Below are 14,630 nucleotides of genomic sequence, written 5' to 3' on the forward strand. Positions count from 1 at the left end.
AGGCCGAATTCACCCGTTCGGAGTCCTACGGGAGCAGATGACGGAAGGCGTTGACCAGCAGCATGCGTTGCTGGTCAACGTCGAGCCCCTCTTCCGGCAACGGCCGGAACTCCTTGTTGCCCTGGGAGCCACGCGGGCCGTACGACTCGACGCGGACCGCGATGTCCACGACGTCGGACGTGAGCTCCACAGTGGACTGATCGTCCGGAATCGGTTCGTTCTGCTGGTAGAGCTCGTAGGTGAACCGCATCCCGATCGCGCCGTCGAACGTGGCCTGCTCGGTCGGCAGCTGCATCGCGTCGAACACCGACCGGTACAACGCGGCGCCGGTGAGGTGCAGCGGGGTCATCACGACGTGCGTGGTGCCGAGGTCGTGGCTGCGCACCGAGATCGCGACGGTCGGGCCGTCCGGCGTCGGCGGGACGGGCTGCGGGAACACCGGGAGCTCCGACTTGCGGTCGGAGCGCCAGATCGAGACGAGGCGGTCGGCGGCGTCCACGAGGTCGATGTGCTTGCGCGGCGCGAGGAACGGGGGCAGCGGTTCCTCGTCGAGCCGCACGATGAACAGGAACGCACGGCGGCGCGTCATCTCCAGGTTGAACGCCCCCGTCCACTCCTTGGCGACCCACTCGCGATGCGGGGTGTTCGCCGACCACAGCAGGACGTAGTAGTCGGAGGTGGCCAGCGCCTCGTCGATCGCCGCTATCACGTTGTCGCCCGGCGCGATCTCGTTCTCGTCCAGGTAGGCGCTGACGTTGCGCGCTTCCAGCTCGGCACGGAGTTGCTCGGCGTGCGGGCGGTCCTTGCCGGCGAACGACAGGAACACCTTGGGACGGGTTTCGAGCGGCACGGGGTCTCCGTTCTTCCTGAATCGTCTGCGCAGCGGGCCCGCTGAGGTCTGAACGCCCGCGTCGCCGTGCAGGGACCAGCACGCCCAGTCGGCCGGGTGCCGGTCGGCGACTTCTCTCAGTGCGTGCTGCAGAGCGCGATCTCTCGGGAGTCTCGTCAGGTGACGGTCGAACGCGTCGAGCACCTTCCGCGTCACCTCGTCGCCTGCCTGCCAACGGGCCGCGACGACCGAGGCCGCGCCCGCGGTGATCGCCGCGCGGACGAACCCGGTTCCCTCGTCGTGGCCGCGTTGCTGCGTCATGCCGGACTCGCAGGCGCCGAGCACGACTGTGCCGCACGCGCTGAAGTCCAGCTTTCCCAACGCTTCCACGGACATCCGTTCGTCGCGGAACTCCAGCCACGACTGGCCGGGGTTCATGCGGTCGTTCGTGCTGTGGGCGTCGAGGCGGATGCGGTGGAATCGGTCCTCTTCGAGAGTCCGTCGCAGTTCCGCGGACTTCCGGAGGGTCGCCGTCTCGTCGCCTCTCTGCCTGCGGGAGCGGCGTTGCAGCGGGCGCAGCGCGGACAGGCAGGGCAGGCTGGACAGCGCGTGGCTCACGCCGAGGTGGTGGCCCGTGCCGGAGACGGGCAGGCCGGCGAGCGGGACGTCCGCGAGAAGGTCACCCGCCACCACCGCGATCCGGGTGACCCCGGGCGGCAGGGCCTCGATGACGTCGTCCAGCGCGATCAGGCGGGTCAGGTCGCCGAGCAGGGTGCCGAGGATCGCGTTGTCGTACTTGGGTTTCCACGCCTTGAGCCGACGGATCGTGTCGGTGAGCTCGCCGATGTGGACGTCGGTCGTGACGTGCGTGATCCTGCGACCGATGATCACGTGGTGGAGCCGGTCCGGCGTCGCGTGCATCATCCACACGACCTGGTCCTTCGGCAGCCGCCTCGTGGCCCTGGCGAGCCAGCGCCTGGCCGCCGGCAGGTCGACGAAGCTCGGGAGGTCGCGGGGCTCGGTGAGGACTGCCGCGCCCCGTGCCGCTTCGACGGCGACCACCAGGCCCGCCAACGCTTTGCCGCCGTCGCGCTGGACGCGGCGGACCGCGGCGAGCACTCGGCCGTCGTGTTCGTCGGGGGCGGCGCGCAGCATCCGGAGCTTGCCGCTGGGGCCGTCGTGGTGGTCGGTGCTGTTCTCCTCGATGCGGTGGGACTCGGCCCAGTGTTGTGCGGCAAGGTCTTCGTGGCCCGCGTCGGCGAACGTGTCGCCGAGTTTGCGCAGCGCCAGCGCGGTGAGCTCGGCGTGACCTGATCGGCTCGCGACCTCGAAGTGCAGTGCGGCCTGTTCGAGGCGGCCCTGGGCGTAGGCGAGCTCGGCGGCGGTCAGGTGCCACAGCGGGGAGTTTCCCTCGCCCAGCATGCCTTCCGCCTTGAGCAGCTCGTGCTCGGCGATCAGGCGGCGGACGTGGCTGAGCCGGCGTTCCGGCCGGAGCGTCTGGGTGGCGTCCGGGAGCTGCGCGATCACCTCCGGCCCTGCCGCGGCGGCCAGCAGCGGGAAGAGCCGGCGAGCCGCGCCCGCCTGCCTGGTCATCACCAGCAGCACCGTCAGCTCGTAGAGGACGGCGTACCGCAGCGCGGCTTCGATCTGGTAGCTGGTGAGGCATCTCGTCATCAACGCCAGCGCTTCCTCGTACCGGACCTCGCGCCGGAGCGCGGCGGCCCGTCGCAGGAACTCGGCCGGATTTCGGGGAGCCTGACCGTTGATCTTCGTGACGCGCGTGCCTCTGCGCACGTCCAGGAGAACCCGGTCCCGGCCGATGTGCTCCAGGTGCTCGGGGCGTCCGGCGCGGCGGAAGTGGCGTTCGGCGGCGTCGAGCTCGCTTTCCGCGGTGGGGTAGTCGTAGCGGTCCGCGGCGGCCAGCGCGGCCACTCGCGCGAGCCTCGCCTGCTCCAGTTCGGTGAGTTTCACCTTCCGCAGCTCGCGCACGTCCTTCTCGGCGGCGACGTGATCCGTCGCGGCACTGCGGATCTGGGCCCTGAGGACCCTCAGGGTGATGTCGTTGCCCGTGCCCAGGTACTCGTCGCAGCGTTGTGCGGCCTTGGCGATCGCGCCGAGGTTCAGCAGCGTCGCGCAGTGGTCGTGGGCGACGAGCGGGCTGATCTTCGCGGCCTTCGCGTAGGCGAGGTCGACGCCGAGCACGTTGCCGCGCAACGCGGCGGACCGGGCGGCCTTGACCGCGTCCGCGAGTGGGGTGCCGGGTTCTATGTGCATTCAATGCCCTGTGCGGAAGGCATAACCAGGTTGTATTTCGCCCATTGCTCCATCTGATCGGGAGAACGCGCGGGCGGCCACGATGCTCGCAGCCGCGTCAAGCACAGCCGCGACCAACGCGATGAGATGCGTTCGTTGGCGCATGCACGATCCTCCGTGCGTCGCAGATTAACGATCCAGACGGCCCACAGATCGTTTGTCAACTTTCTGTCAACGAACTGCTCAAACGATCTTGTCGGTGCTCCTCGGCACACTGGATCCACCACCGATCCGAGGAGACCGCCATGTGCTGGGACTGCGACCACCCCGCCGACCGAATGGAAGAACACCTGGCCACGTTGCGCCGCTGCATCGACGCGCGAGGCTGGGCCGTGCAGGCGATAGAACGGGACCGAGCCCACCCGCCGTGGGCCTACACGGTGGGCCTGACCCCGCGGGGCCTTCCGGAGCTCGTCGTGACGGGAATGCCCGTCCTGGAAGCGGGCCGCCTGCTCGACGACATGGCCGAACACCTCGCCCACAGCTGCCTGCCCGACCCCGGCCGCCGCTTCACCGTGCCCGGCGGCCCGCTGCTGGAGGTCGTCCGCGTGGCGCGCCCGTGGGCCCACCTGCTGGTGTCCGCGCGGCTCTACGGCGAGGGCATCCAGGCCTTGCAGCTCGTGCACGCCGACGAGTCCGGGCACTGGCCGTGGGACCGCTCTTACGAAGGGGTGGTGGGAGGTCAGCCGGTGCTGGGCGTGAGAGCGGGACCACCGGGCGGGTGAGCCTCGCGCACCGACCGGCTGATCCGATCACCCAACCCCCGCAGGTGCTCCACCAGCTCGTCCGGCCCGTGCACGACGAAGTCGCACCCCAGCAAGGCCAGGCGGAACGCGAGGTAGTCGATCGTGTCCTCGACGCTGTGCCACGAGCACGAGCCGTCGTCGAGGGCAGTCAGGTCGCCGGCGAAGTCCGCAAGCCGAGCCCGCGCCAGCTCCACCGGTAGCCGCAGGGTCGCACGGGCCCGGAAGGTCGGCGCCGAGTCGTACATCTTCCGCGTCACGAACTCCGTCGCGTCCCCGCCGGGCGGCACGCGCGGTGCGAAGCGCGCCCCGGTGGCGAGCGCGGAAGAGACGCGGTCCAGCCGGAAGATCCGCCAGTCGTCCCGTTCCACGTCGAAAGCGAGGAGGTACCAGCGCCGGCCGAGCGCTACCAACTGAACAGGCTCCACGTGCCGCTTCGACACCACGTTCTCGTTGGCTACGTAGGCGAACCGCACCCGTTCGCGGGCGGCGACCGCACCGGCGATCACGGTCAGCTGGCCGGGGTCGACCAGGGAGGCGTCCGAGGCTGACACGGGTGCCGTGGCCGCCGTCAGTGACGCGACCCGCCGGGCCAGCCGGGGCGGCAGCACCTGCTGCAGCTTCGCCAGGGCGCGCAGCGACGCCTCGGCGATGCCCGCCACCGGTTGCCGCGCGGCGGTGCGCAGGCCGACCGCGATGGCGACGGCCTCCTCGTCGTCGAGCAACAGCGGTGGCATCGCCGCGCCCGCACCGAGCCGGTACCCGCCGAGCACACCCATCGAGGCCTCGACGGGATAACCGAGGTCGCGCAACCGGTCGACGTCACGCCGCACCGTCCGCGGCGTGACCTCCAACCGGGCAGCCAGCTCGCTGCCGGGCCACTCGCGGGGCGTCTGCAGCAACGACAGCAGGCGCAACAACCGGGCCGCATCACTCATGCCGCAAACCTAGGCCAGAACTAGGACCAATCTCGTCCTACATGCGCCATACGGTCACCCCAACGAGCAAAGGGGAGACCGATGAACGTCGTGCCCGAGGGCTACCACACCGTGACGCCGTGGCTGATCACCGCGGGCCACACCGCCGAACTGATCGACTTCATCACGGAGGTGTTCGACGCCACCGAACTGGGCCGCGTGGGCGAGGCACCGCGCATCGGCCACGCCGAGGTCCGCATCGGCGACTCGGTCGTGATGCTGTTCGACGTGCCGGACTGGCCGCCCACGCCCGCGTTCCTGCGTCTCTACCTCGCCGACGACGCGACCACGCTCAAGCGCGCCGTGGCACTCGGCGGCAGGATCGTCACCGAGCCCACCGAACTGTTCTGGGGCGACCGGGTCAGCCGGTTCGCCGACCCGTTCGGCAACCTGTGGTGGCTGCACCAGCGAGTCGCGGAACCCACCGAGGCCGAGCTGGGCGCGAGGATGCGGGACCCGGTCTTCATCGAGGCCATGAAGTACGTGCAGAGCGCGGACTTCACTCCGCGGACGTGACCCAGTCCTCGGTGTCGCGGTGCCGGCCGAGCCCCACGGCGTCGAACTCGTCGTGGTGCTCGCCCTTCACGACCCCAAGCCGCCGCAGTGCCTGGGAAATCGGCGTCACGCCGGGCATCGGGTCGTCCTCTTCCCGCACCAACGGCCCGAGCACGCTGCGGCCCTGGTCCCAGACCTGGGCCCGTTGCGAGCCCGTGCCGCCGAAGAACTCCGCGTCCACGAACGCGACCGGCCCGCGCAACGACCACTCCGCCAGTTGCCTGGGGCCGGGCACAGCGGACAGCGGAAGCAGCACCAGGTCCTGCGGAAGCGGAACGACTTGATCGCTCACCAGCACTCCGGTGCCGGCGATGACGGCTTGAAGGCGGTACACGTCAGCCGGTGACCCGGTCGCGTTCGTCCTCCGTCAGCGTCGGCTCCGGAGACGCCGACCGCGGCCCGCGCATGGTCGCCCACACCACCTTGGGGCTCACCAGGTTCGCCATCGGAGCGGACAACGTGAACGCGTCCAGGAACGCCCGAGTCACCGCGGCCTCCGTGGTGGCCGTGCGCACCAGACGGTCCACATAGCGCTGCAGAACCCGCCCGGCCAGCGGCAACGGCTTCCCGACCGCGCCGGGATACAGGATGTCCTGGTTGGTCGCCATCGCCCAGGCCCCGTCGACCACCTTGCCGATGCCGCGCTGGATCTGCTGGGCCGAGTGCCCGGCCGCCAGACCGGCGTCCAACGCCTGCGCGCTCTGCGCCGCGATCGACATCCCGTGCCCGTAGACGGGGTTGTAGGTCGCCACCGAGTCGCCCAGCGCCACCAGCCCGGCAGGCCAGGACTTCAAGCGCTCGAAGAACATCCGGCGGTTCGCGGTGCTGTGCGATCCGTACACCGGCGACAGCGGTTCGGCCGAGGCGATCAGCTCTCCCACGACCGGATTGCGCACCGACCGGGCGAAGCCGACGAACTCCGACTCGTCGGTCGACGGCTCGCCGCCGCGCGTCCCGGACAACGTGACCAGCCACTTCCCGTCCTCGATGGGCAGCAGGGTCGCGGTGCAACCGGGTTGCGGATCACGCGGGTTCGCCTGCACGTTGACGATCGGGAAACCGGAGGCCGCGGTCGGCGGTGCCTGGAAGATCCTGGTGGCGTAGGCAAGTCCGGAGTCGACGCTCTCCGAGTGCACGGCAGGCAGCCCCAGGTCGACCAGCCAGGCGGGCAGCCGGGAGCCGCGCCCGGTCGTGTCCACGACGAGGTCGGCCTCCAGCGACATCCGCTCGTGCGAGATCCGGTCCTCGACCAGCACCCCGGACACCGCGTCCCGGTCACCGAGCAACGACACCGGCTCGGTCCCGGTCAGCACGGAGATCTTGTTGTCCCGCAACGCCTGGCTGCGCACGACCCAGTCCAGCAGCCCGCGACTGCACGAGACGATGAACTGCATCTCGGGGAACCGCGGCACCCATCCCTGGGCGCTGAGCGACACCAGGTCGTTCGGCACGCCGATCCGGTGTGCGCCGGCGGCGAACAACGCGTCCAGAGTGCCCGGCAGCAACGACTCGATCGCCCGTGCGCCACCGGACATCAGCAGGTGCGCGTGCCGGGCCTGAGGCACGCCGGAACGGGGCGTGGGGCCGTCCGGCAGCTTGTCGCGCTCCACCACGGTGACCTCGTCCACGTGCCGGACGAGGACGGACGCCGCGAGCATGCCCGCGAGCCCGCCGCCGAGGACAACGGCGTGTGTGGGTGCCATCTAATCCATTCCCCCTGCTGCTTCCACGCGCGCTGCGTCGGCGACGGCGGCGTCGACTATCGGCGAGTGCTGGTACGCACGCGAGATCCGGACCCACCTGTCGTGCTCGGCGGCGAGGTCGGTGCCGTCGACGATCTCCGAGGCGGGACGGCGCTTGGGTGCCCGGGAACGGCCACCCGACGAGCCCGCGGCCCGCAGCTGGGCGGCCTCCACGACGGCGGCCACCTCGTCCTTGGGCAGGGAGGCACCGCGCGCGAGCGAGGTCGCGGCCTCGCCGACGGTCAGGTCGAAGTACGGCGTGAGCGCCCAGCGCCAGTCGTTGAGCTCGATGATCTGCCGGCGCACGCGGTGGTGCGGGTTGAGGAACTTGCCCGGCGCCACCAGCACGATGCCGGGGTTCACGTGCACCAGCGCGCGGTGCAGCGGCCGCAGCGCGAAGTACGTGCGCCAGCGCCGCACCCACAGCGACGGCGACGGGCGGCGCGGGCCGAAGACCGGCAGGGCCATCGCGATCACCAGTGGGAAGATCGACAGCGACGCCATCAGCGGCGCGGCCAGGCTCAGCACGTCGAAGCTGCGCTCACCGAACCAGTTCATCAGCAGCACGAACAGCTTGATGACCGCGAACGCCACCGGGAACAGCCCGGTCGCGCTGTACCAGCGCAGGCCGCGGGCGAGCCAGGGCCGGGCGGAGATCGCCTCGTCCCGCGCGCCCTGCCAGCAGTGGTAGGCCTGGCCGCCGCAGCCGACCGCGGTCGCCACCAGGTAGATGAACAGGAACACCGCCACCGTGGGCTGCGTCGCGTAGAACGTGTCGAAGTCGACCTGGCGTTCCTCGTCGACCTCGGACTTGAAGAACAGCACGATCATCGCCGCGATGATCGAGCCGTAGCTGACGACGATCAGCCGGACCCGTTGCCACGCCTGGACCACCGGGTAGCGCCAGAACAGCACGAGCGCGAACGACGACCCGGCGAAGCCCACCACGAGGCTGTAGACGAGCAGCGCGGCGAAGTTCGGCACGCCGCTGACCCAGTTGATCCAGGTGATGTTCGCGGGTGCGGCGAAGAGGATGGCGAACGCGGAGAAGGAGACCGTGGAGATGAGCGCGACGACACGGGGGCTGCCCCAGCTCGACCGCAGTGCGCGGATCTTGTACGCGAGGAGGAGCAGGCCGACCATGCCGCACGAGAGGTAGATCAGGTTAAAGATCGCCACGACGCACCCAGCGAGATCTTCCTTCGAGAGACTCGGCCACCCGGCGCACGTGCGCGGGCTCCTCGGTGGTGGCCGTGTCGGCCCACACCCGGTGTTCGGTCAGCCGTTCCAGGAGGTGGTCGGCGAGGTTCTCGGCCTCGCGCTCCTCGTCCTCGGTCAGCGTCGTGCGCCCAGCGATGATCTTCGCCATCCGCGGCAGCAGGTGCGGCGCGAGCTTGCGCATGCCCTCGTCGCGGGTCAGCGCGACGGGCTGGTGCTGGAGCAGCACGTGCGCGAACTCGTGCAGCAGCACGTGCAGGCGGTGGTACCAGGACGGCGAGTCCGCGCAGATGACGAGGTACGTGCCGTTCTCGAGCAACGCGGTGGCGCCGCTCAGGCAGACCGCGTTCGTGATGGCGGCGAACCGGACGTCGACGGGACGGTCGAGCCGCTCACCCATGAGCTCGCAGACCCGGCGGCTCGCCTCCTGGTGCGTGGCGTCGGGCGGCAGGCCGAGGTCTCGGGCGACCTCGTCGACCAGCTTGCGCAGTTTCCTGCGGTTCACCCGTCGCCTCCTCTCGATGTCGTCTGCAGCGGTCCAGGCTGAGATCTTCACGCCGGCATCGTCATCAAGTGTGGTCCGCGGAAGTACGACGGCTGTTCAGCGGGAACGACCACCCTTCACCGACTTCGAGCGCCTGCCGGAACCCTTCTACCGCAGCGGCCCTGGCTTGCGGGGACAGATCGCCCGTACGTTCGGCCAGACGGGTGACGAACTCGACGACGCCGAGTTCGCGCAGTGCCAGGAAGTCTGTCAGCTCCGAGTCGACTCTCGCGGCCAGGTCGTCGTCGAGGAAGTACGCCGGATCGGCGCCGAAGTGGTCGGCCAGGCCGAGGATGTGCTTGAGCCGCGGGTTGTCGCTGGTGTTGCTCAGCAGTTCACGGATGTAGCTGGCGGAGATGCTGCCGAACTGCCCGGACGAGCTGATCGAGGCCGCGACCTCCTCCGGCGACCACGGTCCGCGGTCCGGCGGGTGCACGGCCTCGAAGAGCGTGCTCACGGCAGTCGGACGCCATCCAGGCTGTTCCGCCGGGTGCAGTTCGCGGCGTCCGCCGAGGAACACCGCGGGGTGCACGCCGAGCGCGCCGGCGAGGTCGACGATGGCCTGGCAGGTCGGGTTGTCCTTCACGCCGAGCCGCAACTGCGAGATGTAGCCGTGCCCGATGTCCCCGCCCCGGGCCTTCACGGCGGCGGCGAGCGCTACGTTGGTAACCTTGCCCCGTCCGTCGGGCGGGTTGTTGCACAGCTCGTTGAGGACCTCGGTGAACGGCCTCACGCCACACCTCCGCTGGAGCGACTCAGGGCCAGCGATCATTCCACTGTTGTGGAACCAAGAGAGCATATGACATCACAGGGGTTGAATCCACCTGTCCGTAGTCCTATGATCACACTCCGCCGCTTGCACTGATGTGTCGCGTTTGATCCGAACGACGTCACTTCAGTTGAAAGGGGCAGATCGGGCCAGTCAGAGCTGCAGTCTGGGGGGACTCATGGCGACTGTGCGAATGGGGTCACCGGTGGACCACGGTTCTCTGCGCCTGCACGACGAAAGCGCTCCCACGCGCTGCGGTTCGTGCGCACAACCAGTCGGCGCCTGGGCGACGGACCGCCTCACGGGCCTCCTCGGCCGGTGGGGCTGGGACGACCAGGCACCCGCGACGTACCGCCGCGCCCAGCGCCGGTGGGAGCAGGTCGCGCTGCTCATGCTCGACCTGGACCGCTTCAAGAAGATCAACGACGAGTACGGCCACCCCGCCGGCGACGTCGTGCTGACCGACGTGGCCGCGGTGCTGGCGACCCACACGCGCCCGACGGACCTCGTGTGCCGCTACGGCGGCGATGAGTTCCTCGTGCTGCTGCCCCGCACCACGGGCGGAGAAGCGGCCGTGGTGGCCGAACGGATCCTGCGCGGCATCCGCGCGCTGCAGACCGAGATCACCACGAACGACGGCTACCACCTCACCCTGCACGGCCAGACGGCGTCCATCGGCGTCGCGGCACACGTTCCGAGCCCCGAGGGCACGCTGATCGACCTGGTCCGCGACACGGACGCGGCACTGCAACGCGCCAAGCGAGGCGGCCGGGCCCGCGTCCAGATGCACGACCCGAGCACGTTCGCCGCCGAACGCGCCGCCGACTCCTCGGCCCTGCACCACCTGCTCGCGTTGCAGGACCTGATGAGCAGCGACCAGCTACCGCAGGTCCTGGTCGCGCTGTCCGACGGCGCCAAGGCGGCGGAGGACCTGGTCCCGGTCCTCGGCCCGAAGGTCATCAGGACGCTGGAACGCCTTCAGGACAACGGTTTCGTGCTCCGCCGCGCGGCCCGCTACGAACTCACCGCCGCCGCCCGCGAGTGGATCACGGACGTGCTGCCGGCCGTCGCCGCGTGGACGAACCGCCACCACGGCCTCGTCCACTAGCTACTTCGTGAACATGTTGACGTAGTAGCCGATCACCCCGCCGATCATCAGGGATGTGAGGTTGATCAGCAGGTCGTCCTTCTTGCGCTGCCAGAACGGCGGTGCCTCGTGGCGGGTTCGGGTGTGCAGCACCGAGGAGAGCGGGCGCAGGAGCCAGAACACCAGCCCGATCGCGACCAGTGCTCCGACCGGTATCAACGCGAAGTCCACGAGAGACGGGCTTGTTCTGCCGGAAGCCGTCGTGGTGCCGAGATAAGTGGTCACCGCGACGCAGGCAAGTGTGAACAGGACCGCGTTCCGCATGCTGTGCAAGGTCTTGTGGAAGAACCTCAGTCGCATGCACCTGTCTGCGATCTTGACGATCTCGCTCATCATGCCGCGCAGCTTGAGGTCCGGGGTTCGCACGACGATCTGGCACGGATAAGCGCCGAGGTACAGCCGGACGGATCCGCTCGTGACCGAGATCGACTTGACGCGACCCTGATAGCTGGACAGGTGGCTCACGTCCTTGAGCAGATCCTCGCCGTTCACCTCGATGATCAGATCTTCGCCGTCCTGGGCGGTCGCCTCCTCGATGAGACGGACCATCTCGTCGATGTCGTCCTTCCACATCCGGACTACCTTGAGGTTCTCCGTCCGGACCTTGGGTATGACGCCGTCATCGGCCATCACGGACCACCGTTCACAAGTTCCACGACGCGGTAGTTCTCCTTGTCCGTTGTGGAGGGACACGCTGCGGGCAGCGGTGTGAACCGCACGGTTCGACTGCTGTCCGGAGCCATGGCGCGCAACGCGTCGGAGCACGCTGCCGAGGTGCGAAGAACGACGACGGGGTACACCGTTCCCGTGCTGTCTCCCGTGTTGCCGATCGGCGCGTTGCGGAACTCCCACTTGCCGGCGGGAGAGATGAGCAGTGGGCGTTCATTGGTCTGGTAGTAGTAGCCGTCGGTCGGGTCGAAGTCGAGGATCCAGATCAGATCGCCGTCGCAGGCTGTGCCGGAGAAAACGGCTCCGCCGGATGCGGAGATCGTGGTGCGCTCGGCCGGGGTGGACACGCTGAACGGCGTCGTACACGCACCTTGGGGCGTCGTGATCGCGGGTCCGGTCGCCGCCGCCTGCGCACTGGACCTGGTGGTGGGCGCTTCAGCAGGGCTGACGGCGCCGTTGGTGCCGCGTAGCAGGACCATCACGGCTATCAGGGCTGTCGCTGTGACCATGCCGATCCCCGTCGTCGCGAGCAGCACGGTGATGATCTTGTTGCGATGCCGGTTGTCATGGTCCATCGTTCACCACGTGCACTGTCTTGTGATCTGCTGAGCCCGACTTGGGACAGCTTGCCGGTAGTGGCGTGAACCTGACCGTTCCTTCGTTGTCCGCAGGCATGCCCCGGAGCGCTGCGCTGCAAGTCTCGGAAGCGCGGATCACCACGATCGGATACACGGTTCCGGGCTCGTCGCCCTCGTTGCCGATCGGTGCGTTGTGGAACTGCCACTTTCCGGCGGAAATGTTGAGCGCATCTTCGTTGGTCTGATAGTAGTGGTCGTCCGTGGGGTCGAAGTCGAGGATCCAGATAAGATCATTTGTGCATGCGGTTCCGGAGAACGTGACTCCGCCGGAGGCGGAAATCCTGGTCATCTCGGCGGGACTGGCGACGGCAAAATTTCCAGTGCACGGCCCATTCCCGTGGGTGACCGGTCCTGACGTCGTCACAACCTTCGCGGAGGAGTTGGGCTTCGTCGTCCGGGAGGCCGCAGGCGACGCCGTCGTGCCCGTTCCCGATGTGCTCGTTGACGTTGCGGTCGTGTCCTCGGTAGTTGCCCCGGAGGAGGACGGCGATGTCGTGGCGGTCAACAGGACGTTTGTGCTCGGCGGATCCCGGGTCGGGTCGCCCGCGAGGAAAGCAATGGCCAGAAAGGTGGCCAAAAGCCCTCCGAGAACTGCGATCACCACCGCCGCGATCTTCCTCGTGCGAAGATTCTCGCCGTGCTGGCCGGTGGGCATGAGAATCCCTTCTGCGCCGGGTGGACGACGTGTTCGCTCGACTAGTTCGAAACGTCGGCGTCGCTCATTACCGGGCGCGTTCAGGTTCACTCGTTCAGATCAGCGCTATTCCAGGTGTTCAGTAAAATCCCCGCAAGTGTCGATCCCACGGGCTCATTCATCCGAGTCACTGCGCTGGTGGATCCGGACTTGCCGGCCACGAACGTGCAGTTGGACAGGTCAGGCGGTCGAGCCCACGCCCTTGATCCGGCCGTCCCGGAACGCGTCCACGAACAACCGGTGGTCCTCCCGAGTCTGCCGCGCGTAGTCGAGAGCGAACTCGACGATGGCGTCGGTGAAAGCCTCCTCGCGATCCCCGATGACCCCGGCGATGGCCTCCTCGCACTGGAAGTCGACGAGGGTCTGGGACGAGTCCGAGTCGGCCACGCAGTGCATCTTCGCGGTGGCGCGGCCCAGATAGCCGAGCACGGGCAGCATGTCGGCGGGCTCGGTGAGGTCCGACCAGTCGAGGTCGGCCTCGTAGGGGGAGAGTTCGGCGACGACGTAGCCGACGCCGTCGATCTCGGTGTGGCCGAGCCACGGGTCGGCGTGGGCCTGCAGGGCTCGCTGCGAGACGGCGGTGCGGTGGCCGTGGTCGGTGAAGTACTCGCGGATCCGGGTGTCGGCGACGATTCGGCTGGGGGCGGCGATGTTGGCCTGCTTCATCGACAGCACGACGTCGTTCTCCAACGCCTGTGAGCGGCCCTCGACCAGGATGTTGTAGGCGTGCAGGCCGGCCGAGCCGATGCCGAACCCGCTGCGGCCCACCACGTCCTTGACGGCGTAGGTGCGGCTCGACGCGCGTTTGCCGGTCGGGATGGTGTCCAGGTAGGACGCGAAGGCGCGGGCGACGGACTCCAGCACGTCGGACGACAGTTCGTGGGTGCCTTCGCGGTCGCGGCGGAAGCGGCGTTCGTAGTCGACGATCGTGGTCTTGTCGTCCAGCAGGCCGATCCGGGTGGCCAGGCGGGCTCGTTGCAGGACGCGGTGCAGGGCGCCCTCGGTGCTGTCCAGGCGCAGGCTGAAGAGCTCGTCGTCCGGGTGCTCGACGAACGTGCGGACCTGGGCGACGTAGGCGGCGACGTAGGTGCGGATCAGCTCGGTGATCGCGCTGTCGGGGAGTGCCTTGCGCCAGCCGAGCAGGGCCATCGAGGCGGCGAAGCGGCGGAGGTCCCACGTGAACGCGCCGAGGTACGCCTCGTCGAAGTCGTTGACGTCGAACACCAGGGTGCCTTCGGAGTCCATGTAGGTGCCGAAGTTCTGCGCGTGCAGGTCGCCCTGGATCCAGATGCGACTGGTGCGTTCGTCGATCCACTCGTCGGGCAGCTCGGCCATGTCGGCGTAGAACAGGCAGGCGCTGCCCCGGTAGAACGTGAACGGTTCGGCCGCCATCTTGCGGAACTTGTGCCGGAACGCGGCCGGGTCGGCGGCCATCAGGCCCGCGAAGGCCTCCTCCAGCACGCTCACGATGCGGTCGCCGCGATCAGTCATGGTGCATACCAGCACGTGAATGTCCGCGAGAGAAGTCGGGCGCGCGCAAATTTCGCCGGCAGTTCGGTCCGAGTTGGCCGCGGAACCTGGCCAAACCGGAGGAGCGAGCAGGAATCGAGAAGCCCGCGCGAGGACGCCACGCCTAACGTCGCAGGCATGTGCTTCATGTTCGGTGCGAGCGAGGAACAGCGGCGTCGCGTGCTCGCGGACGAAGCGAGCCGCGAGGAGGAGGTACCTGTCAGCGTTCCCGTGGCCGAAGACTGGTCGCGGGACTAGGGATCGCGTTCATGTCCGGGGCAAG

At 68.8% G+C, this 14,630-nt stretch carries 14 protein-coding genes; 3 read left to right on the forward strand and 11 right to left on the reverse strand.

The window, feature by feature from the left end; genetic code table 11:
- Positions 1-25: 25 nt before the first annotated feature.
- Positions 26-3,103: a TIR domain-containing protein gene (locus tag BM417_RS13570; RefSeq protein WP_093592493.1), complete on the reverse strand. Its 3,078-nt coding sequence runs from the start codon at positions 3,101-3,103 to the stop codon at positions 26-28.
- A gap of 284 nt (positions 3,104-3,387) precedes the next feature.
- On the opposite strand from BM417_RS13570, the gene BM417_RS13575 reads away from it, so the two are divergent.
- Entirely contained in the window at positions 3,388-3,867 is a 480-nt protein-coding gene (locus tag BM417_RS13575) for a DUF4262 domain-containing protein (RefSeq protein WP_093592496.1), read from the forward strand.
- On the opposite strand, the gene BM417_RS13580 is transcribed toward BM417_RS13575, so the two are convergent.
- A complete protein-coding gene (locus BM417_RS13580; RefSeq protein ID WP_093592499.1) occupies positions 3,825-4,823 on the reverse strand; it encodes a helix-turn-helix transcriptional regulator in 999 nt (332 codons plus the stop codon). The two genes, BM417_RS13575 and BM417_RS13580, sit on opposite strands and share 43 nt — an antisense overlap.
- Positions 4,824-4,904: 81 nt before the next feature.
- Here BM417_RS13580 and BM417_RS13585 point away from each other — a divergent pair, with 81 nt between their 5' ends.
- Positions 4,905-5,378, forward strand: a complete 474-nt coding sequence (locus tag BM417_RS13585) for a VOC family protein (protein WP_093592502.1) — start codon at positions 4,905-4,907, stop codon at positions 5,376-5,378.
- Here the strand turns inward: BM417_RS13585 and BM417_RS13590 are convergent.
- From BM417_RS13590 to BM417_RS13610, 5 genes are all read right to left on the reverse strand, one after another.
- Positions 5,362-5,709, reverse strand: a complete 348-nt coding sequence (locus tag BM417_RS13590) for a hypothetical protein (protein WP_245821905.1) — start codon at positions 5,707-5,709, stop codon at positions 5,362-5,364. The genes BM417_RS13585 and BM417_RS13590 overlap by 17 nt on opposite strands.
- 43 nt (positions 5,710-5,752) lie before the next feature.
- Positions 5,753-7,120: an FAD-dependent oxidoreductase gene (locus tag BM417_RS13595; protein WP_093592508.1), complete on the reverse strand. Its 1,368-nt coding sequence runs from the start codon at positions 7,118-7,120 to the stop codon at positions 5,753-5,755.
- Positions 7,121-8,338: an MAB_1171c family putative transporter gene (locus BM417_RS13600; RefSeq protein WP_093592511.1), complete on the reverse strand. Its 1,218-nt coding sequence runs from the start codon at positions 8,336-8,338 to the stop codon at positions 7,121-7,123.
- Complete coding sequence (locus tag BM417_RS13605; RefSeq protein ID WP_143138633.1) at positions 8,325-8,882, reverse strand: hypothetical protein; 558 nt, start codon at positions 8,880-8,882, stop codon at positions 8,325-8,327. The genes BM417_RS13600 and BM417_RS13605 overlap by 14 nt, the downstream gene beginning before the upstream one ends.
- 64 nt (positions 8,883-8,946) lie before the next feature.
- The gene (locus BM417_RS13610; RefSeq protein ID WP_093592516.1) at positions 8,947-9,654 is read right to left on the reverse strand and encodes a hypothetical protein; all 708 of its coding nucleotides are present in this window, start codon (positions 9,652-9,654) and stop codon (positions 8,947-8,949) included.
- Between the two features lie 241 nt (positions 9,655-9,895).
- On the opposite strand from BM417_RS13610, the gene BM417_RS13615 reads away from it, so the two are divergent.
- Entirely contained in the window at positions 9,896-10,798 is a 903-nt protein-coding gene (locus BM417_RS13615; protein WP_177320416.1) for a GGDEF domain-containing protein, read from the forward strand.
- Here BM417_RS13615 and BM417_RS13620 read toward each other — a convergent pair whose 3' ends face one another.
- The 4 genes from BM417_RS13620 to BM417_RS13635 form a co-directional block, all read right to left on the reverse strand.
- Positions 10,799-11,467 carry a hypothetical protein gene (locus BM417_RS13620; RefSeq protein ID WP_093592523.1) on the reverse strand — a complete coding sequence of 223 codons (669 nt, stop codon included), beginning with the start codon at positions 11,465-11,467 and terminating at the stop codon, positions 10,799-10,801. It lies immediately after the preceding gene.
- Complete coding sequence (locus tag BM417_RS13625; protein WP_093592526.1) at positions 11,467-12,081, reverse strand: hypothetical protein; 615 nt, start codon at positions 12,079-12,081, stop codon at positions 11,467-11,469. Before BM417_RS13625 ends, BM417_RS13620 begins: the two co-directional genes overlap by 1 nt.
- Positions 12,071-12,799 carry a hypothetical protein gene (locus BM417_RS46760; RefSeq protein ID WP_143138634.1) on the reverse strand — a complete coding sequence of 243 codons (729 nt, stop codon included), beginning with the start codon at positions 12,797-12,799 and terminating at the stop codon, positions 12,071-12,073. The genes BM417_RS13625 and BM417_RS46760 overlap by 11 nt, the downstream gene beginning before the upstream one ends.
- Before the next feature lie 219 nt (positions 12,800-13,018).
- Positions 13,019-14,329, reverse strand: coding sequence for a DUF2252 domain-containing protein (locus tag BM417_RS13635; RefSeq protein WP_093592532.1), 1,311 nt, complete (start codon positions 14,327-14,329; stop codon positions 13,019-13,021).
- Positions 14,330-14,630: the final 301 nt, after the last annotated feature.

The organism is Lentzea waywayandensis, assembly GCF_900115955.1.
Lineage (GTDB): Bacteria > Actinomycetota > Actinomycetes > Mycobacteriales > Pseudonocardiaceae > Lentzea > Lentzea waywayandensis.

Bases quoted from the DNA above. Each gene is read 5' to 3' on its own strand.
- BM417_RS13620 (WP_093592523.1), bottom strand. From the start codon at position 11,467: ATGGCCGATGACGGCGTCATACCCAAGGTCCGGACGGAGAACCTCAAG.
- BM417_RS46760 (WP_143138634.1), bottom strand. From the start codon at position 12,799: ATGCCCACCGGCCAGCACGGCGAGAATCTTCGCACGAGGAAGATCGCG.
- BM417_RS13580 (WP_093592499.1), bottom strand. From the start codon at position 4,823: ATGAGTGATGCGGCCCGGTTGTTGCGCCTGCTGTCGTTGCTGCAGACG.
- BM417_RS13575 (WP_093592496.1), top strand. From the start codon at position 3,388: ATGTGCTGGGACTGCGACCACCCCGCCGACCGAATGGAAGAACACCTG.
- BM417_RS13585 (WP_093592502.1), top strand. From the start codon at position 4,905: ATGAACGTCGTGCCCGAGGGCTACCACACCGTGACGCCGTGGCTGATC.
- BM417_RS13570 (WP_093592493.1), bottom strand. From the start codon at position 3,103: ATGCACATAGAACCCGGCACCCCACTCGCGGACGCGGTCAAGGCCGCC.
- BM417_RS13625 (WP_093592526.1), bottom strand. From the start codon at position 12,081: ATGGACCATGACAACCGGCATCGCAACAAGATCATCACCGTGCTGCTC.
- BM417_RS13635 (WP_093592532.1), bottom strand. From the start codon at position 14,329: ATGACTGATCGCGGCGACCGCATCGTGAGCGTGCTGGAGGAGGCCTTC.
- BM417_RS13595 (WP_093592508.1), bottom strand. From the start codon at position 7,120: ATGGCACCCACACACGCCGTTGTCCTCGGCGGCGGGCTCGCGGGCATG.